Raw genomic sequence first — 20433 nt, 5'->3', positions numbered from 1 at the left:
TCCAGACGGACCGGGCCTGCGATACGGCGGCGGAGATTACGTATTCGGTTCCCCGTAGGCGGCGGCGACCGCCTCCGAACTGCTCCACCGGCTGTAGGTGGGTGATTGCGGCCATCCGTCGGGCGAGTCCTGCCATTCCTCCTGCCGTCCGTACGGCAGCAGATCGATGAGTGCGAAGGAGTGACTGAGCTGTTCGGTGCCGCGGCCATTGGTGTGCCAGGTGCGGTAGACGGTGTCGCCGTCGCGGAGAAAGACATTGACCGCGAAGCCGCCACCGGGAGGTGCGCCGACATCGGCGCCGAACGAGCTGTTCGCCGTGGAGTACCAGGTCATCTTGTTGCCGACCCGGCGCTTGTACGCGAGCGCCTCGTCGATCGGTCCCTGCGTGACGATCACGAAGCGAGCGTCATAGTTGCCGAGGAACTCCAATCGGGTGAACTGCGAGGTGAATCCGGTACAGCCGCCGCACTGCCACCGCTCACCCGGAAACCACATGTGGTGGTAAACGATCAACTGCGGCATATCGCCGAAGATGTCCGCCAGCCGAACCGGCCCCTCCTCACCTTCGAGCGTGTAATCCGGCATCTCGACCATCGGCAGCCGACGCCGTTGCGCGGCAATGGCATCGAGCTCCCGAGTCGCCGCCTTCTCCCGGACACGCAGCGCATCGAGCTCACGCTGCCAGGTTTCGCCGTCCACCACGGACGGCATTTTATTGATGCTCATAGGGATCCTCCCTGACTGAGTTCACAGATTGCGGGCTGTATATGCAGACCGCGCAGGATCGCGGAACTCATCGGTGGGGAGGCGCTACATTCGTGCGATGCCGGATGTGGTGCTGGCGGGGCGGCGGGCGGACCGGTCGGTCGATTCTGAAGTTGCCTGGGCCTGGCGGCAACTCGCGGTCAGTCGAGGCCGAGTTCGCTTTGGTGATCTTGCTGTCGAGATCGGCTGGAGTCGGCAGCGGCCGGGCAGGCAATAGCGAAGGCCCGGTCCATCGGGACCGGGCCTGTCGTGGGGAAGGAGTTGGGGATTCAGTTGTTCGCGGTTGCCACTTTTTCCTTGCCCGTGGCGGCTTCCTGGGCTTGCAGGGTGGTGGCCATGCGGAGGGCGGCCACGGCGCTGCGGTGATCCTTCGCCATTTCGTGCGCGCCTCCGAGCAGGAACCACATCCGCCAGTCCTCGGGGGATTCCTCCGCGGCGCGGCGGCGTTCGTCGCGGTATCGGGCTGCGGCGGTCTGGTTCACGCGACCCGACGGGGTGCGCTCGATCTCCGGATAGCAGCGGGGATCGCCTTCCTCCACCATCAGGTTCAGGAGGCGGTCGGCGCGCATGCCGAATCGGATCTGACTGGCGATGAGCCAGGCAGCCATGACGCCGAACCCCGCGAGCGACGCGCCGATGGCGATGCCCGCGGGGGACGCGGTGAGCAGGAATCCTCCGGCGGTGTACACCAGCCAGGCGGTGCCCATCAATCCGACCAGCGCCGAGGCGACTGCGAGCAGTTTCTTGTTCATGTCACATCTTCGAGACGACGAGGGCCGCGAACCAGATGATGAACACGGCCGCGAAGGCCAGCGCGATATCGAAATAGATGCCGACAGACATGATGTGCCTCCTGAGGCGGTCAGCGGGCGGGGCAGAACGAGGGCAGGTTCTCCACGGTGCCACTCGTCGGGCACGGATCGAAGGTGAAGATGGTGTAGGTCCCCGCGAGCAGCATCACGACCGCGAACACCGAGACCAGACTGGTCAGCCAGAACCGCGCCCCCAGACTCGGTGCATAGTCACGAATGATGACCCGCACACCATTGGTGCCGTGCAGCACCGCGAGCCACAAAATGGCGAAATCCCACAGCTGCCAGAACGGGCTGGCGTATTTGCCTGCCACGAACGCGAAGTCGACCTTGAACACACCGTCACCGGCGACCAGGTTCACATACACGTGCACGAGAATCAGCACCAGCAGCACGACGCCGGACAGGCGCATGAACAGCCACGCGTACTTCTCGAAGTTATTGGAATTGCCGGAGTTTCCGGGGGCGCCCAGGGCGCGCTCGATCGGAGTAACAGTAGCCACGATGCTCACCTACTTGAAGTAATGGCTCAGATGGTTGACGGTGAACGGGATCATCAGCAACGCCCAGATGATGACCGCGCCCCACAACATCTGGTTCGTCTTGCCCACACCCTTGCCCCACAGGTCGATGAACACGATCCGCAGACCGTTGAGCGCATGACCCAGAATGGCGGCGACCAGGCCGATCTCGCCCAACCCCACGACCAGCGTCTTATAGGTGTGGATGACCTCGTTGTAGGCGTCCGGGGATACCCGCAGCATCAGATTGTCCGCGACGTGGATCAGCAGGAACACATAGATGAGCACACCGGTGATCCGCTGGGCCACCCACGCCCACATGGACAATCCACCCCGATAGAACGGGATCCGACCACGCTTCAGCTCTTCGCTGAGTGGGATCGTACTTGTTGTCACCTGCTCCTCCTCCAAGCCTTTTCTCCGGGCGTCAAGCTAGCACAGCCGAAAGTTGCCTTCTCCCTGCGCGAATGGAGACGGTTTGACACTGGTCGGGCCGATATTGTATTGGGTGCGAGAGGTGAATCTTTCCCATTGTTTCGGGACGTCAAGCTGCTACGCGTCGGTAGCTTTGTTGTGATGCGCCACGGGCTCGGTCGCTGCTCGTGAGCTAGATCACCGAATGCTCCGCATAGGCGTGGCCGTGACGGGCGGTCATCGTCATGGGAAATGCCACACTCCCGCTCACCGGCACGTTCGCGTGTCGCCGTCGGCGTGCCTGCGTCCATTCGGACTGAGCCACAGCGGGATTCGGGCGTCTCCGGTAACTTACCGGGAATGAAGGTGGGAGATAACCGGCGGATCAGACGTGCGTGGTTGAAGAAGACGGTCACGGTCGTGTCGGCGGCCGTGCTCATGTCCTCGGTCGGCCTGGGTGCGGCGGCGGCCGCGCCGGGACATGCGCCGATCATGCGAACGCCGATGGGCGGGACCGAGGATCTCTGGGTGCCATCCAGCATGGGGCCGATCAAGGTTCAGGTGCAGTGGGCGGCGCGCGGCGGCAGTGCGGCGCTCTATCTGCTCGACGGGCTACGTGCCCCGGGCGATCACAGTCAATGGACCACCGATACCAATGCCATGCGCCAGTTCGCGGGCGACAATGTGACGCTGGTGTTCCCGGTCGGTGGGCACTCCAGCTTCTATACCGACTGGTATCGGCCGAGCAGTAGCAATGGCCAGACGACGACCTACAAGTGGGAAACCTTCCTGACCCAGGAGTTGCCCGCATTCCTGGAGGGATACGGCGTTTCGCGCACCAATAATGCGATCGTCGGCCCCTCGATGGGTGGCAATGCCGCGCTGACTTTGGCCGCGCATCATCGCGACCAGTTCAAGTTCGCCGGATCCTTCTCCGGCTACGTGCATCCGACGTTCCCGCTGTGGAGCGAGGCCATGCGCGCCGCCATGCGGGACGAGGGCAATTTCAATGTGGACGATATGTGGGGTCCGACCAGCGATCCCGCCTGGAACCGCAATGACGCCACCAATCAGGCCGAACTGCTGCGCGGACTGCCCATGTACCTCTGGACGGGCAATGCCGTGCCCGGCCTGCCCGACCTGTCGAACGGCGTCACCAATACCGTGAACGCGATGGGCCTGGAGGGGATCACCATGGTCGCCAACCAGATGTTCCGGGATCGCGTGGCGGCCTTGGGCATCGGCGCACGTATCGATTTCGGCCAGGGCACGCACACCTGGCCCTACTGGCAGCAGGCGCTGGCCAACTGCCGCACCCAGATCCTCGACGCGGTCGGCGGATACTGACAGACAATCGAAAGAAGGCCCGGTCCAAGCGGACCGGGCCTTCCTTGTTTTCGGGCTATTGCGTTTTCAGGCTACTGCGGCAGCCGGATCAGTTCGGACGCGTCGTCGTTGTCGTCGTGGTCGTGTCCGTGGTGGTGGTCGGCTTGGTGGTTTCGACCGGTGCCGTGGTGGTGGTCACGGCCGGAGGCGTGGTTGTCTCCGGGGCGACGGTCGTGCTCGGGACCGTGGTGGTCGTGGTCGTCGGCGCGGTGGTCGTCGGGACGGTCGTGGTCGGGTTGACCGAGGTCGACGGATCGGTGGTCGGCGCGACCGTGGTGGTCGGTCCGGTACCGGCGATCTCCTTCACCGGGGCGGTGCCACTGGTGGTGGTCGTCGTCGGTGCGGTGGTGCTCGCCTTGGTCGTCGTCTTGGTCGTGGTGGTCGTCTTGGTGGTGGTGGGTGCGGGCGGGTCGAGGGTCGGCGAGGCCTTGACGACCGCGACGGCCTCGGCGGCGGCCTTGTAGTCCGAGTCCTGCGGCTTGACGGTCTTGTCGACCGGTTCGCCCGCCTGAGCCTTCTTGGCCTGGGCGGTCAGCCACGCGGCGGCGTATTCGGCCGAGGTCAGGTTCTTGCCATTGCTGGAGTCGGAATCCCGCCAGTAATCGAAGTGGTGACCGGTGCCGTTCGGGCCCAGGGTGAGCTGGTAGGGATCGCTCATGATGACCGGGATGGTGTTCTGGTTGGTCACGATCAGCCCGACGATCTCATTGAAGATCTTCTGCGGCAGGTAGGCCAGCGGCGACATCTGATCGGTCGAAATGGAATCCGCACCGGAGTTCGTCGCATCCGCCGCGCCCGGCTTGTAGTTCGGGTCCGACACCTTCAGCAGCACCTGGAGGAACGTTTCGTTGCTCGCCATCCAGTTCTTGTGCGAGGCGATGTAGGTGAAGGCATCGAGCGCGGTATTGCCGAGCTTGACCGCGACATCCGCTCCGGTCGCGGGGGTGAGCCCGTCGTTCTGCAGGGCGTCGACATTCAGCTTGCGGCCCACATTGATCGCCAGCGTCAGGAGCGAAATATTCTGCGGCGCGGCACAGGTGAGGTCACCGTCGGAGCAGAAGGAGGCGATCTTGCCGTTCAGCCTGCCGAAGCCGCCGGCCTGATCCTGCAGCGCGCCCTGGCCGCCCGCGACATTCGTATTGTTCTGGTACTTCGTATCGAAGTTGTCCGGATGGCTGGGGTCCTTCGCGCCGATGAACGGGCCCTCGCCCGCCTTGCGGCCCGAGTCGGCGAGGATGACGACGCCGACGACCTTGTCCGGGTCGACGGTCGTCTCCTTGCCGGGCTCCTCATTGCCGATCTCCATGGCGACGCGGCGCACCACATCCGAACCCTCGGAGTAGCCGACGATGGAGAAGCGGGTGTTCGGGCACGCCGCCGAGATGTCCTTCATGACTTGCTTGGTGTTCGCGGCGCCGGTGGCGACCGCATCCTCATAGCTATTGAGGTTGGCCGGGTACGCGATGTAGACCGCGGCGTAGTTGCCCGGATCGACCTCGGAGGCCGGCGCGTTCACCACCGGATCGACCCAGGTGCTGTGATAGTCGTCGGACAAGGCGGCGGGTAGTTCATTGCCGTTCTCGTCGACGAGCATTTTGGTAGTGGAAGAGTTGGGCGAGTCATTGCGCCCCGCCACCGAAATCGTCACCATGTCATGGCATTCCGTGACAGATGAGGTGAGCTGCGTCTCGATGGTGCGGGACGGTGTCGATGTCAGTCCCCAAGAGGCCGCGACGGCCGCGACGACGCCCAGGGTCGCCAAGGTGGCGATGGGCACGGCGGTGCTACGACGCGTCAAATACTTCGGAAGAGCCAATGTCCTGATCCCCGTTCGGATACATAAACGGATGAAGGCCCCCCGACGGGCCGTGATTCACCGGTGACGTCGGCTTCGGAGAGGGGAGCGTTACATGAACTCCCATATGTGCTGGTCGCTTGGTTTTTCTGGGCCCGCGAACGGATGGCTACCCGGACCGGGCTACTTCACGCTCTTGCGGAGAATCGGCACCAACTTCTCCAGCAGGATCTGCTCGGAGCCGTCGGTCCAATTGCGCAGCGCGTCGACGGCGATCGGATCGTCCAGCACCAGGACGGTCGCCTTGCGCAGGGTGATGGTCTCGGGCAGGTGCACCATGCTGCCCTTGCCCGAATTGGTGTCGCTGCGCACGGCGAGCAGATAGCCCGAGTCGATCTGGTTCAGCACGCCCACATCCGAGGGGTTGTAGGTCGCGGCCAGCGGGCGGGGAGTCGGCTCGTCGTCCACGCGGGTGCAGCCGTGGTGGTAGGTGAAGCCGAGCGCCTCGAAGAAGGTCGCCTGCGGACTGGGCTGAAGATGAATCGCGACCTCGGGGCGGTAACCGTTCTCGCCCGTGACATCCACGGCGGCAATGGTTTTGCCGAGGAAGGCCGGGTTCTGGTGGCGCGCCTCGGCGACCGACTTCGGGGCCGCGACGGATGCGGTGGTGGTCGTGGTGGGGGAGGCGACCGCGTCCGGGGTGTGGTCGCGCACGGCCCACAGGCCGCCGCCGACCGCAAGCGTGACTGTGACCGCCACGGCTCCGGTCGCGAGCCAAAGCCTTTTGCGGGCAGGTGTTTTGGGATCGGCCGTGGTGGATTCAGCGGGCGGCAGTGTCGGGTCGATGAACTCCTGCCGAGCGGTCGGCGGTTCGGGGGCGGCGGCTCCGGGCCGGGTGCGGACGGTCACCACCGACTCGCCGTGATGCAGCGCCCGCTCCAGAGCGCTCGTGAATTCGTGGCAGCTGTCGAAGCGTTCCCGCGGGTTCTTCGCCATGGCGACCGCAAGCACATCGTCCACCGCGGTCGGCAGATCGGGCCGGACGGCGGTGATGCGCGGCGGCGGCTCGTACAGGTGCCCGGCCATCACCAGCGCGGGTTGCGCACCGGGATAAGGGTTCCGGGCCGTGACCAGCTTGTAAAACGAGCACGCCAGGCTGTAGATATCGGTGTGATGGTCGAGCCGCTGCCCGGAGAGCTGCTCCGGTGCGGCATAGGCGATGGTGGCCAGGAAGGTCCCGGTCTGGGTGAGCTCGAGGGTGTCCTCGGTGGATTTCGCCAGCCCGAAATCGGCCAGCAGCACGCGTTCCTCATTGATACAGCCCTCATCGCCGCCGCCGAGGGAGAGCATGAAGTTGGCGGGTTTGACATCACGGTGCAGCAGTCCGCGCCGGTGTGCGTGGTCCAGGCCGCGGCCTACCTCGGTGGTAATGCGCAGCGCGCGTTCCGGTGTCATGCCCTGCGGGAACTCGGTGAGCGCGGCGGAGGCGTCGGTGCCGTCCACATACTGCATGGCGATCCACAGCTGCCCGTGATCCTCGCCGCGGTTGTAGACCGCCACGATATTCGGATGATCCAGGGCGGCAGCGAGATTCGCCTCCCGTTCGAATCGGCCCCGGTATTCGCGGTCATTGCTGACCTCGGTGCCGAGCACCTTGAGGGCGTCGAAGCGCGGCAGGCTGGGGTGTTTGGCCAGGAACACCTTGCCCATGCCACCGGCCCCGAGCACCCGCTCGATGCGGTAGCCGCCGATGACCGTGCCCGGTCCGATATTCATGCCGTTCCCATATTCCTGCGACGCCCTACATCCACGCGCTGTTGACGAGCAGTCCGTATTGCGCCGCGGCGCGCTGCTTCGCGTCCTGCAACTGGGCGCTGGCGACCCGGGCGATATAGCGGCCGTGCCGCACCATGCAGGTGAAGCGTTCGGCCGCAATGGTGTTCGAGGAGTTCTCGGTGCACCGGGCGTCGGGCACGCCCGCCGGGGCGTCGGCGGGCTGTCCGTCGCGGTATCGCGGGTCGGTCATCACCTCGGTGGCCGCGTCGGTGTCGCGCGCGCGGAACTGCAGCGCGCCGTCGGATACCCGGGCGATCGCATCGATGCCGCCGGTCTCGATCAGCGGCATCCAGTTCTCGGTGGTGGCATTGACGAAGCCGCGCGGGGTGAACACGGCCTCCTTGTCGAAATCCGGGAGCATGGTCGACTCCGGATGCAGGGTGCGGCGCAGCATCGCTTGCGGGTCGTAGTCCAGACGCCTGATCTCACGCGCGGACAGCGGAGGGAGCTGGTCCAGCAGCGGCAGCTGCACGGCGAGGGCCTGCTGCGTCAGGGCGCGCAGCGCGGTGAGGTCTGGATCGTGGCGTTCGGCGAACACGCTGACGAGGTAGTTGCCGTGCGCCAGGGTGGCGGTGAGGGCCGGAGTGCCCGGCCGCCAATGGGCTTTCACATCCGGATACCGGTCGAGGGCGACCGGGGCGTTCTCCGTCGCGAGCGCGAGGTCGGCGGCCTCGATTCCGGTGGCCGCGCTGCGGGCGGATTCGATATCGGGGAATTGGATGACGGTCAGGTGCACACCGGTCCCGGCGGGCTCGGTGGCCGCGGCCATGGCGAAGCCGAACATCATGCCGTGGTTTTCGAGGATGGGATTGGCGGCCTCGGTGGGCAGGTTGCCGAGGCGGCGGACATCGCGCGTGCCATCCGAGCGCGCGCCGCTGATCGGGTCGGCCGAGACCTGGCGTTTCAGGCTCGGATCGATCTCCCAACCTCCGGCGACGAAACCGGCCAGGCGCGCGATGGCCAGCTCGGTACCGTAATAGGCGTTGTGCAGGTAGGTGTTCCGGTAGTCGAGCGGATCGGTCGGATACGCGCCGATATCGAGCGGACGGATATCGACCTCGCCCGGTACGGGCACGCCGGTGATCGTGGAACCGCATCCGGTGAGCAGAGCGGCGGCGAGCACGGCGAGAGCGGCCCGCCGCAGGGGCATGCTGAGTGTCATGATCTCCGGCCTACCGGCGTACGAGCAGGGTGTATTGGGCGGAAATCCGCTGGTGGACATCGGATAGCTGGCCTGCCGAGGCGACCATCACGTACCGGTCGACGGCGACATAGCAGGAGTACGGCGCGGCATCCTTGGACGGTCCGTGATACTCGCTGCACCGCGCAATGGGCAGGCCCACAGGAGAATCCACCACCCTCCGGTACTTGTCGGCCTGCTCGGTCGCGAGTAATCCCTTGGCCGACACCGCATCCCGGGCCCGGAGCAACAGACCGGCCTCGGCGAGCACCATGTCGACACCGAACTTCTCGTACTTCGCGCGGGCCGCGACCGGGTCGTCGAGCAGGTGCACGAAGGCATCACGAGGGTAATTGCCGGGCAGGTTGTAGACCTTGTCGCCCGGCGGCCGGTGCACGGCAATGCGATCCAGGCCTTCGGGATCGGTGGGGAGATCGGGGAGGGACTTGGGTGGCGTCGGCTGGAAGGCCTTCAGCCGTTCGGCGGTGACCGTGATCGCATTGTCGGTCAGTGAGGTCAGCAGGTCCTGGTCCGAGGCTCCCAGCGCCCGGTTCTCCTGACTGTCGACCACCGACACGATGACGAACTTGCCTGTGGCATACCAGGATGCGAGCACCTGCTGGTCCGGAACCCAGGAGCGGATGGCCTCCGGATGCTGGGCCGAGCGTGCCTCCTGGACGCGACGCCCGTCCTCATTGTCGGTAATCTTCCAGCCCCGCCGGGAGAGCGCGGTCGCGGCTTCTGTTGCCTGCTGGTCGGTTTCGAAGAGCAGCACCGAGGTCGAGAGCAGGGTCGAGATCGAATAGTCCTGATCGGTTTGTCCCGTGGTGGCGAATCCCGTGACGAATCCGGCCGTGTCGCCGAGGAATCTGTCCTCGTTCAGCCAGTGGTACATCGGCGGCGGGTAGGTGTCGACGGGTTCGAGGAAGGCGTGTACCGCGTCGGGGCGGTTGACCTTCAGCCGCGGGTCGATCTCCATCGGCAGCGGCATTGCCGCGCCCAGTCGCCCGGCCTCCCAGATCCGCGCCACGAAGCGCGGATCGGTGCGCGGCGAGTCCTTCGGCACCGTCTTGTAGATGCCGGTGTCCAGCGCGGCCAGATCGATCACCGGCTCCACGGCCGCTTCCGTAACGGCCTCTGCCGCAACGGAATCCGAGCCACACGCGGACGTCCCCGCCACCAGTCCGGCGGCAACCAGTATTGCCCCCAGGTTCCGCCGTAACCGCACGGATGTCCCTCCACCTACTCGACGTGCTTGCGCAGGATCGCACCACCCCTGCCCACGTCAGAGTCGCTCCCCGTGCAGGAGCATATCGCCGGAATCAGACATTCTTCCGTTCTGACCAATACTGATCCAGGCGCTGAGCCAGCTCCTTCGGACGGCTCAGCATCATGCAGTGGCTGCCGTCGATTTCGTCCGGTGTGATGCCGAGGCGCTTCTGGACCAGCGGCCGCATGAACTCCGGCGGGAAGAAACGGTCGTCGCGGAACAAGAGGAAGCGGGTCGGAACATCCGGCCAGGACTCCAGCGGAATCGGCTTATCGCCATCCTTATCCGTCTGATCGCGCCCGTGCTTCTGTGACTCGGCCACCAGCTCGGCGGGCACATCGTGCATGAAGACCTCGTTGATCTGCTCCTCGGTCTCCATCTTGATCCCGAGGGCCCCGTACTCGGCCCCGTCCCACCACTTGTCCGGCGCTTGACCCGGCACGGGAATCATCGCGTTCAGCAGCACCAGCAGCTCGGTGTGGATCCGCGAGCACACCACCGGCGCGGTGATTCCGCCGAACGAATGCCCGACCACCACGATATTGCGCGCATCTCCGATATCGGCGATCACCGAGTCCGCGTACTCCGAGATGCCCGTGTCCGGGTCCTCGATGGGCAGATCCACCGCGATCACCCGATGCCCGAGTTCCCGCAACTCGGGCTCCACCAAATGCCAATCCCACGAACTGCCCCCACCCCCGTGAATCAGTACGAAGGTGGCCGCATCCTGATCCGAACTCATGTCTCTGTCTCCCATACAGCCCTGTCCTCCCGTACAGCGCAATCCGTTTCATTCGGAGCGTATCGGGAGGCATCGTCACGAAGGGCCGTTCGCGCGAAGCCGTTCTTCCGGTCGGTGTGGCGTCAGCTCAACTGCGTGCCGAACCGATCAAGGGGGCGGAGGCATTGGCGGTTTCGGGGATTCGGTTGCCGCGCAAGGAGGTACCGGCGGTTTCGCGCAGATACCTCCACGCGAACAGGCCCACGAGGGAGGCCAGGGCCATGTAGATGGCGGGGAACAGGGTCCAGTCGGTCTTCTCGATCACGGCCTCATTGATGAGTGGGGCGGTGCCGCCGAAGGCCGCGGTGGACACGTTGTAGGCCAGGGCGAAACCGGCGTAGCGGACGTGGGTGGGGAAGATCGCCGGGAAGGTCGAGCTGATGGTGGACAGCTGCGGGACGTAGAGCAGTCCCAGGACGACGAATCCCGCTATGGCCCAGCCGGTTCCCTGACCCATGAGCCAATACATGGGCAGCGCAAGCACACTGAGGCCGGTCAGGGAGATCAGCCAGAGGGGGCGGCGGCCGATGCGATCGGACAGGCCGCCGAAGAAGGGCAGTGCGACCATGATGACCAGCTGACCGATCAACATCATTGCGGTGGTGGTGGATTCGCCCAGGCCGATGGTGCGCTGCAGGTAGGTCGGCTGGTAGGTCAGCAGCGTGTAGTTGACGACATTGAGGGCGATGACCAGGCCGCCGAGGGTGAGGGTTTCGCGGCGGTAGGTGGTCAGCAGTTCGAGCAGGCCGCCACGCGGTTGCTGCTCCTCGGCGGCCTCGGTGAAGACGGGGGATTCGTCCAGGCGGGCGCGCAGGTACCAGCCGATCAGGCCGAGCGGGAGTGCGAGCAGGAAGGGGATGCGCCAGCCCCAGTCGTGCATGGCATCCGAACCCAGGACGAGCTGGCAGGCGAGAACCACCGCTGAACCGCCGACGAAGCCGAGCATGGTGCCGACTTCGAGGAAGCTGCCCAGGAAGCCGCGCTTGCGGTCGGACGCGCATTCGGCCAGATAGGTTGCGGCTCCGCCATATTCGCCGCCGGTGGAGAATCCCTGTACGACGCGCAGGAGAATGAGCAGGATCGGCGCGAGCACGCCGGCGGTGGCGTGCGTCGGCAGGATTCCGATGGCCGACGTTGCCACGGCCATCAGCAGAATCGTGATGGCCAGCACGGCCTTGCGGCCGATCCGGTCGCCCATCGGCCCCCACACCATGCCGCCGAGCGGGCGCAGCAGGAATGAGATCGCGAAGCTGAGCATGGTGCCGAGCGTGCCCAGTTCGCCGGGGAAGAAGGCATCCGTCAGATAGGTCGCCGTCGCCGCGAACACGCCGTAGTCGAACCATTCGGTGGCATTGCCCATGGCGGACGCGGCGACCGATCGCCGCAGCGGAAATTCCTCTGTCTTCTGGTCCATCGCGTGCAGTCCTCTCCAGCCCGCTGGACGGACCTCGATCAGTTCAGGCCCGGGTCATTGCCCCCGGGTCCTTCGCACGAAGAGAGTCGTTACCCAGGTTCAGCAGATGGCAAACAACCGCTCGGTTTCGTAGACCCGGGTCGCGGAGCCGTGACCAGCGGCCGAGCCGGTAAATGTGAGTGCCACCACACCCCGGGTTTCGGGCCACGGGTTGGGTGAGCGACCGCATGTCGTTCGCTGATTAATAGCTGATGGATATAGCATCCCGCTCATGACCTCGCGTGCGCCGCGATGCGCTGTGCGTCCTCGACCGCACCGACGTTGGTGGGCGGCGGGCCTGATCGCTCTCTTCGTGACGACCTTCCCGGTGACCACCGCGCCCTCGGAGGGGTGGGCGGATCCCGCAGAACATCTGGTGGCGGCCTCAGCGCTGGGAATGGGGAAGTCCTTCACCTTCCCCGGACGCCAGCACGAGATGACCTTGACGCTGCCGGTGCTCCCCGGACTCGTGCCCAGTGCGATCGTCGGGACCATCCAGCTGCCGCCGAAGATTGCTCGCGGGACGCTGGATGTGCATTCGGGGGCGCGACTGCTGGATCGGGTGCCGCTGCCGAACGATCCGAAGGCGCCGGTCCGACTGTCGCTGGCCGGGGCGGAGGTCGAGGACGACACGATCACCGTGACGCTCTCCACGGCTCTGGTCGAGGAACCGGGGACCTGTGTCATCGACTGGCTGGGTCGGCCGACGACGCTGTCCGATCCGGCGATCGTGTACTTCGGCGAGGAAGTGCAGCCCACCACGGTGGCGGATTTCCTGCCCGCGGTGCTGCAACGCCTGACCATTTATGTGCCGTCGGAGCCGACGGAGACCGAGAGTGCGGCCGCGCTGTCGCTGGGCACCGCGGTGATCGCGCGCTACAACGGGCAGCCGGTCGTGGTGGAGCTGCGCAAGATTCCGGCGGGCGGGCAAGCGGATCACGCGCCCGCGTTCCTGGAGCGCCAGATCGCGATCACCGAATCCTCCACTACGGGATTGAGTCTGGCCACGGGTGCGGAGCCGGTGCTGACCATTGCGGGTGACAAGAACTCGCTGCCGGATCAAATCCGTTTGCTCACCAGCGATTTGACCAAGATCGCGCTGGCCACCAAGGTGAGGGCGCAGTCGCTACCCGCCGCACCGCAGATCGCGCCCGAGGCAGCGAGCCTGAGCGAGCTCGGCCAGTCGCAGCTGAGCTCGACCGGGTTCGGCGCGGTGCGCGTCGATATCGGCATCGATCAGGCGCGGCTCGGGCGAGCGGCCAAGGACGTGCGAGTTCGCCTGCTGGGCAACTACACTCCGCTGCCGAACACCATGAACGGACAGATCACCGTGCGGGTGGGCAGCCACCAGCTCGACAGCTGGCCGGTCAGCGGTGACGGTCGCATCGAACGCTGGATCGATATTCCGGACGAGGTGCTCGGCCGGTTCACCACGCTGTCGGTGACCTTGCAGCAGACCGGACTCGCCTACGGCTGCGGGCTGGAACAGCCGATCACGCTGACCATCGACCCCGACAGCGAGGTGACCAGCCGGATCGCGAAACCGCCTGTGCCCGGCGGGTTCCAGGCGCTGCCGCAGGGCCTGCTGCCGCAGGTGGACGTCGGCCTGCGGACTCCCGGCTTCGCGGACACGGTGCGCGCGGCCACCATTCTCAATGGGCTGCAACGCTTGACGAGCGTGCCCATGCGGCCGGAACTGGTGTCCTTCGACACGGCGGTGCGCAGCTCGAAGCCCGCCATTCTGATCACCGCGAATGGTGATGTGCCCGCGTCGATCCGGCTGCCGCTGGCCGAATCCGAGGATGTGCTGACGGTCAGCAGCCACAATGCCGCTCTGGCCGAGTTGAAGATCGATCCGGCGATGCCGTTCGGCTCCCTGCAGACCACCTGGTCGAACAATCGCACGGTGGTCGTGGCCACCTCGACCAATGCACCCGAACATCTGGATCGGGCCCTGGCCTGGCTGGATGCGGACCTGGATCGCTGGACTCGGCTGGAGGGTTCGGTGCTGTTCCAGGCGGGCGATCGGGAGCCGGAGTTCTTCGATCCGGCCGCGGCCGTGACCGGTTCGGGCGGAAACACTTCCACCATCCCGATGGCCCGGATCCTCACGATTGTCGGCGGTGTGGTGCTCGGCCTCGGCGTGCTGCTCGCGGCCTTCCTACTACTCGGTCGACGCCGCAGGCGCTGACATGTCCCATCGGATCGAGCGGCCGCACGTCCACATCACCGTCACCAAGGCGAGCCTGTGGGTGCTGCTGATCGTCATCGCCACGGCGGTCGCCTTCTGGTTCAGCTGGGTCGAGATCGAGGAGGATGTGCGGTACGACTCCAGCATCGGGTTCGTGTTCGTGCTGCCCGTGCTGGCGTTCTTCGCGGCCGCCGGAACGGCTTTGCGGCGCGGTGGCGAGCTGCCGATTCACGATCGGCAGACCGACATCATCGTCGGGATCATGGGGCTGGGATTATCGGCGGCCATTCTCGGACTGCTGGTGCCGCGCTACCGCTACCAGTACGAACTACTGCACCTCGATCTGACCGCGGCCTGGCTGTTCGTCTTGAGCAGCGCCATCCTGCTTTTCGGGCTGCGGCCGGTTTCCCGATTCTGGGCGACCTGGCTGCTGGTGTTGCTGCTACTGCCGCCGCGCAATCAGCTGCTCATGATCGCGTTCGGAGGCACCAAAGTGGCGGCAGGGCTGGTGATGGTGTTGCTCGCGGGATTGGCGGCGGCCATCGGATCCGGGCGTACGCGCAAGCGGGCCTTGGCTGGTGCCGCAGTCGCGCTGCTGGTCGGTGGAATCGCGCTGGCGGTCATGGCATACGGATTTCCGGAGGCGTCGATCCTTGCCTACCAGGCGATTCCGTCGATACTGGGCGTGTTCTCCGCATCCTTCGTCATGTATGTGGACTGGCGGCGCGGGAGCTCGCTGAAGCCGCTGGATCGAAAGGTCAAGCCGCTCACCGCCGCTCAGTCGCGCAGTGCGGCGGTGGTTGTGGTGGTGGCCACGATCGGGCTGATGGTGATTCCCTTGCCGACGCAATACGCGCCGAACTTCACCCGGATGCAAGGCCTGGTGGTCGATGAGAACCCCATCGTCCCACCCGGGTGGACGCTGCTCGGATCGCAGCAGTACCCGTGGGCGCACCGCTATCTGGGGCCGAGCGTCACGCTGACCCGGCAGCTCATTCGCGCTGATCGCGGTAATCCGCAGTGGGACAAGGACTCCCGGCGACGCCGCATCGTGGTGGATATCGTGCGATCGGACAATCCGAACTTCATCGACCGGTATCCGGAATTCACGCTCTACCTACTGAGTCAGCCGCGCATCACGCCGCCCACCATGGTGGACCTGGGCAATGGCATCACCGGGCGGATCAATACCGTGCTGGACGACCGGCGGCTGCTGAGCTGGACCTGGCTGACCTGGAAATGGAGCGGGGCGGGCGGTGCCGAGCGAATCAGCCTGATCGCGGCCGACAATCACCTGCCCGACGCCGAATTCCCGCAGCCGCAGCGGTCGATCAGCGCCAATATCGAGAACCTCATGCATGAGTTCTTGCGCGGAAATGCCGTTGTGCTCGACCCGAATTCGGATGAGGTCGAGGCGGACACCGATCACAAGGACCACGAGATGCTCACCACCGTCGCGCAATCCATTGTGCAGAGCGCGGGCAAGGCGTCATGAGCACGCCGGAGGGCGTCGACCCGGAATCCGAGGCGTTCAAGGCCGAGGCCCTGCATCTGGCGGTGCACGGGCTGCGCGAATCCGATCCGCTGGCCTCGGCTTCGGTGGCATTCATGCCGTGGCAACGCAATACGGCCCTCGCGATCGTGGCGCTGATCGTGCTCTGCGCGGTCTTCTTTCCACTCGGCACGCTCGCCACGCTGGTGGCGATCTGCACGGCCGGGTATCTGGCGGTGCTGATCGACCGGCTGCTGATCCTCACCCGGGGCATGGACCGCGACGCCATTCTCACCATCGATGACGAGCGGGCGCGGGCGCTCTCCGATGACGAGCTGCCGCCCTACACGATCCTGGTTCCGGCCTACGGGGAGCCCGAGGTCGTCGGCGATCTGATCGGCGCTCTCAGTGCCATCGACTATCCGGCCGACAAACTCCAGGTGCTGTTGCTGCTCGAAGAGGACGACTCGCCCACCATCGACGCTGCCCGCAATGCCGGAATCGGTTCCGGCGGTTACGAACACATCGTCATCGTGCTGGTACCCGCTGCCGATCCGCGCACCAAACCCAAGGCCTGCAACTACGGCCTGCGCCGCGCCACCGGAGACATCGTCACCATCTACGATGCCGAGGACATTCCCGATCCGCTCCAATTGCGGCGGATCGTAGCGGCTTTCGGGGATCTGCCGGAGACGGTGGTCTGCATTCAGGCCAAACTCGCCTTCCATAATGCGGGGCAGAACCTGCTCACCCAGTGGTTCACCATGGATTACGGATTGTGGTTCGGGTTCCTGCTGCCGGGGCTCATGCGCAGTCGCGCGCCGATTCCCTTGGGCGGCACCTCGAATCACTTCAAACGCGATGTCGTCACCGATATCGGCGCGTGGGATCCCTACAACGTCACCGAGGACGCCGATCTCGGGGTGCGGATCGCGGCCTCCGGGTACTCGACCGCGGTGCTCGACTCGACCACGCTCGAAGAGGCCAATCCGGACCCGATCAACTGGGTGCGGCAGCGGTCCCGCTGGTACAAGGGCTACCTGCAGAGCTGGCTGGTGCACACCCGTCGGCCGGTCCAATTGTGGCGGCAGATCGGCACCATCAGCTTCATCCGGTTCACGCTGATTCTGGCGGGCACCCCGATCATCGCGTGCCTGAACCTGATCTTCTGGTTCATCAGCCTGTCCTGGATTCTCGGTCAGCCCTCGGTGATCGGGAAGTTGTTCCCGGCCGCCGTCTACTTCCCGGCGCTCATCGCGCTGATCATCGGCAACGCCGCGACCATCTATATGAATATCGTCGCCTGCCGGGAGAACAATCGGCCCGACCTGCTGCTGGCCTGCCTGACCGTGCCGCTGTACTGGCTCATGATGAGCATTGCCGCCACCAAGGGATGCTGGCAGCTGCTACGCAATCCGTCTTACTGGGAGAAGACCTTTCACGGTCTCGGCACCTCGTCGGAGGACAGCAAATGACCGTGACGCAGGCGCATCCGACGGCGGTCAGCGCACCGGCCCGGACCGGGATCCGGCCGCGCACCCTGTTCTGGGTCTCGACCCTGATCTATCTGGCGGCCGGTGTGGTGGTCAGCACCGGGCACGGATACCTGATGGGCGATGCGCTGAGCCGGGTCTCGGCCACGCAGGCCGCCCTGTTCAGTCGCGACCCGCACCTGTCGGCCATCGGCTTCGTGTTCACGCCGCTGACCTCGCTGGCGCAGATCCCGATGGAGCTGTTCGCGCCGATCTTCCCGGGCATCACCACCTGGGGCTTGTCCGGGGTGCTCATGTCGGCGCTGTTCATGGGCGGCGCGGTGACCCAGATCCACGGAATCGGGACCGACCGGGGTGCGCCGATGTGGTTGTGCCTCAGCGTGACCGTGCTGTTCGCATTGAATCCGATGGTGTTGTTCTACGGCGGCAATGGGATGAGTGAAGCGCCATTCCTGTTCTGCCTGTGCTGGGCGGTGCGGCGGCTGAGCCGGTGGGTGCGGACTGATGATGTGCATGATCTGCTCGCCTGCGGAATCGCGCTCGGGCTGGCGTATTTGACGCGGTATGACGCGGTGGCTCCGGCATTGGCTGCGGGGGCAATGGTTTTCGTGCTCAGCTATAAGCGTCGGCGCGAGGATGCGCACCGGTGGTCGGCGGCATTCATGGATCTGGTGCTGGTGTCGGCTCCGATCGTGCTGGCATTCCTGGTGTGGGCGATCACCAGCTGGCTGATCACGGGGCAGGCATTCCAGCAGTTCAGCTCCCAGTACGGGAATTCGTCGATCCTGGCGCAGTCGGGGGCGTCGGGGCCTTCGGCACCCATTGCGGCACTGCAATATTCGATCGCCGCCACCCTGGTGCTCGGACCGATCCTGCCGCTGCTGATTCCGATCTCCGGTGCGCTCGCGGTGCGCCGTCGCGATCTTCAGGTATTGGTGCCGATTCTGTTGTGCGGTGCGGTGCTCGGGTTTCAGGCATTCAGTTACGCCAGTGGATCGACGTTCGCGTTCCTGCGCTTCTATGTGGCCGCGATACCGCTGGCGGCCGTTCTGACCTTGTACATCGCTCCCGCGGCCCAGCAGCCGCCTAGTCATCGACCCGGCCTGCATGTCGAAGCGCCCCCTCCGCATCGTCGCGTGCCCGTGTTCGGTGCGGCTTTGACGGTGGTGCTGTTGGCTGTGTCCGTGCCGATCACCGGGTGGGGCATGAACAGTAATGACCTGGCCGTGCAGGAATACGCGCTGGGCGCGGTGCTTTTCCCGAATCCCGGGAATGCCTCCGCGCGTTATGCCGATCAGCGGCGGATCGCCGCGACCTTCTCCACCGAGCGCAAGATCGCGAACTATCTTGATGCCATGCGGCTGCCGCGCGGCGCGGTGCTGATGGATACCGTGTACGGGTTCGCGGTGGCCGTCGCCTCCGATCGCCCCGATCAGTTCGTCATTCCGTCGGATCGGGACTTCGTTCGAGTGCTGGATCGTCCTGCCGATCGCGGCGTGAAATACATTCTGGCGGTGCCGAACTCGGGGCGCGGTGTCTCCGATGCCGTCAATCGCAGGTATCCCACCATGTACGACAATGGCGCGGGCATCGCGACTCTGGAGTTGGAGATACCGAACGACGGTGCGGGACAGCCGCAATGGCGGCTCTACCGGGTGGTCGGCGCGGACCGCGTCAGCCCACCGTGATCTTCTCGGCGACCAGCGACCACAGCGGATCATCCGGCCCGACATCGTAGGTGCACTCGTTCGGTCGGGGATCGGGAACATACGCCCAGATGAGGGCACCCGCCGAGCCTTCCGCGCGCTGCCCGCCCATGCTCCCGGCAATACTGTCCCGCCGCTCGTTCAGGCTCAGGCACGATCCGGCGTACACCCCGATCTCGGCCACCAGCAAGGGTTTTCCGAGTTCGGCGGCCTGTCGTAGTCGCTGCGCCAGGCCATTGCGCGGACCGCCGGGCAGCGCTATCTCATCGCTGGAGTAGTCGTGGTATTCCACGACATCCACCTGCGGTGACGCACTGACGAAGGCGAAGTCGGCGGCGGCCGTGCCACATTGGCTGCCTCCGGTGAATCCGGCGAAGATCAGGCGGTGCGGATCGAGTTTGCGCACGATCTGCCCCGACTCGTCCAGGAACCTACGCAGCACCGCGGCCGCATCCGCCGGACAGGTGCGGGACCGCAACGCACAGTTCTTTCCGGCGCACACACTGGTTTCCGGTTCCCCCACCAACTCCCAGCCCGCCAGCACCGGCGAACTCCGCCACCGGTTCACCGCGGTCCGCACCCAGTCCCGGAAACTCATGACCGCGCGGCCCGGAATCGAGACGTCCTTGGTCCACCCGTTCACATACCAATCGCGCTGCTTGAACGTCTCGTCATCGCAATCGCCGTCCTGCGGCGCGAGCACCGGCAAGATGACCTGCCCGTACTTCTCCGCAGCCGCGAACACCGCATCCGCCGCCTTGAAGTCCAGCTGCCCGGTGTTCTTGTCCACCGCCAGTGCCTGAAACATCGAGAACCGCGTCAGCGCATTGGCCGGAAGCTTGGCGAAGAAGCCGTCGAGATCGAGTTCCGCCCCGCACCCGAAGTTGATCGAATAGTTCGTGGCCGCCTGCGGAGCATTGAACCCGGCAGGCCACCAAGGCTTCCCGCGCAGCTGTAGCCCGGTTCCGCTCGCGCTCACCGCCGCGTCGGCCGCCGGCGCACCCATCGGCTGGGCGGCCTCCGGACCCGGCGTGAGCCGCACGCTATGGGGCGGCCGCTCCCCGCATCCCGCCGAGCAAACCAGCACCGCGGCCGCGATCGCGATCCGCGCGGCCGTAACCCACCCTGACCTCAGCACCGATCCTCCATCGCCCAAGCGAACACGGAGCAAATGTCGCGAACCTACCCGGATCGCCCGGCATCACCCTCCGCTGACACGCCGGGTCCGGTTTCCAGCGCCCCCGACGGCGTGTCAGCCGTGCACCCGCGGACGGCGGGCGATTACGTTGGTGGAGTTTGCTGATTGTTCGCTTTTGTTGGTGATCGGCGAGGAGGGCC

Annotated in this window: 16 protein-coding genes; 5 read left to right on the top strand and 11 right to left on the bottom strand. The window is 65.6% G+C overall.

Going from position 1 to position 20433, the window contains the following annotated elements; translation table 11 throughout:
- Positions 1–36: 36 nt before the first annotated feature.
- From AB0N05_RS16365 to sdhC, 4 genes are all read right to left on the bottom strand, one after another.
- Positions 37–726 carry a DUF899 family protein gene (locus AB0N05_RS16365; RefSeq protein ID WP_364693824.1) on the bottom strand — a complete coding sequence of 230 codons (690 nt, stop codon included), beginning with the start codon at positions 724–726 and terminating at the stop codon, positions 37–39.
- Positions 727–1034: 308 nt separating this feature from the next.
- Entirely contained in the window at positions 1035–1517 is a 483-nt protein-coding gene (locus AB0N05_RS16360; RefSeq protein WP_364693821.1) for a hypothetical protein, read from the bottom strand.
- Between the two features lie 110 nt (positions 1518–1627).
- Positions 1628–2080 (bottom strand): succinate dehydrogenase, encoded by a 453-nt coding sequence (locus tag AB0N05_RS16355; RefSeq protein ID WP_364693818.1) that lies wholly within the window; start codon positions 2078–2080, stop codon positions 1628–1630.
- Between the two features lie 9 nt (positions 2081–2089).
- Complete coding sequence (gene sdhC / locus AB0N05_RS16350) at positions 2090–2494, bottom strand: succinate dehydrogenase, cytochrome b556 subunit (RefSeq protein WP_364693815.1); 405 nt, start codon at positions 2492–2494, stop codon at positions 2090–2092.
- 456 nt (positions 2495–2950) lie between these two features.
- Here sdhC and AB0N05_RS16345 point away from each other — a divergent pair, with 456 nt between their 5' ends.
- Positions 2951–3859 carry an alpha/beta hydrolase family protein gene (locus AB0N05_RS16345; RefSeq protein ID WP_364694622.1) on the top strand — a complete coding sequence of 303 codons (909 nt, stop codon included), beginning with the start codon at positions 2951–2953 and terminating at the stop codon, positions 3857–3859.
- Positions 3860–3947: 88 nt separating this feature from the next.
- Here the strand turns inward: AB0N05_RS16345 and AB0N05_RS16340 are convergent, their stop codons facing one another.
- The 6 genes from AB0N05_RS16340 to AB0N05_RS16315 all read right to left on the bottom strand — a co-directional run bounded on the left by AB0N05_RS16340 (position 3948) and on the right by AB0N05_RS16315 (position 12174).
- Positions 3948–5714, bottom strand: a complete 1767-nt coding sequence (locus AB0N05_RS16340; RefSeq protein WP_364693812.1) for a cutinase family protein — start codon at positions 5712–5714, stop codon at positions 3948–3950.
- 162 nt (positions 5715–5876) lie between these two features.
- Positions 5877–7469, bottom strand: a complete 1593-nt coding sequence (locus tag AB0N05_RS16335; protein ID WP_364693809.1) for a serine/threonine-protein kinase — start codon at positions 7467–7469, stop codon at positions 5877–5879.
- A 25-nt stretch (positions 7470–7494) separates the two neighbouring features.
- Positions 7495–8691 (bottom strand): hypothetical protein, encoded by a 1197-nt coding sequence (locus AB0N05_RS16330; RefSeq protein ID WP_364693806.1) that lies wholly within the window; start codon positions 8689–8691, stop codon positions 7495–7497.
- 10 nt (positions 8692–8701) lie between these two features.
- Positions 8702–9937: a hypothetical protein gene (locus AB0N05_RS16325; RefSeq protein ID WP_364693803.1), complete on the bottom strand. Its 1236-nt coding sequence runs from the start codon at positions 9935–9937 to the stop codon at positions 8702–8704.
- Between the two features lie 94 nt (positions 9938–10031).
- Positions 10032–10721, bottom strand: a complete 690-nt coding sequence (locus AB0N05_RS16320; RefSeq protein ID WP_364693800.1) for an alpha/beta hydrolase — start codon at positions 10719–10721, stop codon at positions 10032–10034.
- A gap of 127 nt (positions 10722–10848) precedes the next feature.
- Positions 10849–12174, bottom strand: a complete 1326-nt coding sequence (locus AB0N05_RS16315) for an MFS transporter (protein ID WP_364693797.1) — start codon at positions 12172–12174, stop codon at positions 10849–10851.
- A 352-nt stretch (positions 12175–12526) separates the two neighbouring features.
- Between AB0N05_RS16315 and AB0N05_RS16310 the strand changes: the two genes are divergently transcribed.
- The 4 genes from AB0N05_RS16310 to AB0N05_RS16295 are packed head-to-tail and all read left to right on the top strand — an operon-like array spanning position 12527 to position 19077.
- Positions 12527–14404: a hypothetical protein gene (locus tag AB0N05_RS16310; RefSeq protein ID WP_364693794.1), complete on the top strand. Its 1878-nt coding sequence runs from the start codon at positions 12527–12529 to the stop codon at positions 14402–14404.
- A gap of 1 nt (position 14405) precedes the next feature.
- A complete protein-coding gene (locus AB0N05_RS16305) occupies positions 14406–15899 on the top strand; it encodes a hypothetical protein (RefSeq protein ID WP_364693791.1) in 1494 nt (497 codons plus the stop codon).
- On the top strand, positions 15896–17371 hold the full coding sequence (locus AB0N05_RS16300) for a glycosyltransferase (RefSeq protein ID WP_364693788.1): 1476 nt from the start codon (positions 15896–15898) through the stop codon (positions 17369–17371). Before AB0N05_RS16305 ends, AB0N05_RS16300 begins: the two co-directional genes overlap by 4 nt.
- Positions 17368–19077 (top strand): glycosyltransferase family 39 protein, encoded by a 1710-nt coding sequence (locus AB0N05_RS16295; RefSeq protein ID WP_364693785.1) that lies wholly within the window; start codon positions 17368–17370, stop codon positions 19075–19077. Before AB0N05_RS16300 ends, AB0N05_RS16295 begins: the two co-directional genes overlap by 4 nt.
- Here AB0N05_RS16295 and AB0N05_RS16290 read toward each other — a convergent pair.
- Complete coding sequence (locus AB0N05_RS16290) at positions 19064–20233, bottom strand: beta-mannosidase (protein ID WP_364693782.1); 1170 nt, start codon at positions 20231–20233, stop codon at positions 19064–19066. The two genes, AB0N05_RS16295 and AB0N05_RS16290, sit on opposite strands and share 14 nt — an antisense overlap.
- Between the last annotated feature and the right edge of the window lie 200 nt (positions 20234–20433).

Origin of the sequence: Nocardia sp. NPDC051030 (assembly GCF_040683015.1) — a bacterium.
GTDB lineage: Bacteria > Actinomycetota > Actinomycetes > Mycobacteriales > Mycobacteriaceae > Nocardia.
The sequence above is the reverse complement of the archived record's forward strand: the minus strand, read 5'-3'. Positions and strand labels throughout refer to the sequence as shown.

Excerpts from the sequence above, each read along its gene's own strand:
- AB0N05_RS16365 (WP_364693824.1), bottom strand. The coding sequence starts at position 726 with ATGAGCATCAATAAAATGCCGTCCGTGGTGGACGGCGAAACCTGGCAG.
- AB0N05_RS16360 (WP_364693821.1), bottom strand. The coding sequence starts at position 1,517 with ATGAACAAGAAACTGCTCGCAGTCGCCTCGGCGCTGGTCGGATTGATG.
- AB0N05_RS16345 (WP_364694622.1), top strand. The coding sequence starts at position 2,951 with ATGTCCTCGGTCGGCCTGGGTGCGGCGGCGGCCGCGCCGGGACATGCG.
- AB0N05_RS16335 (WP_364693809.1), bottom strand. The coding sequence starts at position 7,469 with ATGAATATCGGACCGGGCACGGTCATCGGCGGCTACCGCATCGAGCGG.
- AB0N05_RS16330 (WP_364693806.1), bottom strand. The coding sequence starts at position 8,691 with ATGACACTCAGCATGCCCCTGCGGCGGGCCGCTCTCGCCGTGCTCGCC.
- AB0N05_RS16320 (WP_364693800.1), bottom strand. The coding sequence starts at position 10,721 with ATGAGTTCGGATCAGGATGCGGCCACCTTCGTACTGATTCACGGGGGT.
- AB0N05_RS16315 (WP_364693797.1), bottom strand. The coding sequence starts at position 12,174 with ATGGACCAGAAGACAGAGGAATTTCCGCTGCGGCGATCGGTCGCCGCG.
- AB0N05_RS16305 (WP_364693791.1), top strand. The coding sequence starts at position 14,406 with ATGTCCCATCGGATCGAGCGGCCGCACGTCCACATCACCGTCACCAAG.
- AB0N05_RS16300 (WP_364693788.1), top strand. The coding sequence starts at position 15,896 with ATGAGCACGCCGGAGGGCGTCGACCCGGAATCCGAGGCGTTCAAGGCC.
- AB0N05_RS16295 (WP_364693785.1), top strand. The coding sequence starts at position 17,368 with ATGACCGTGACGCAGGCGCATCCGACGGCGGTCAGCGCACCGGCCCGG.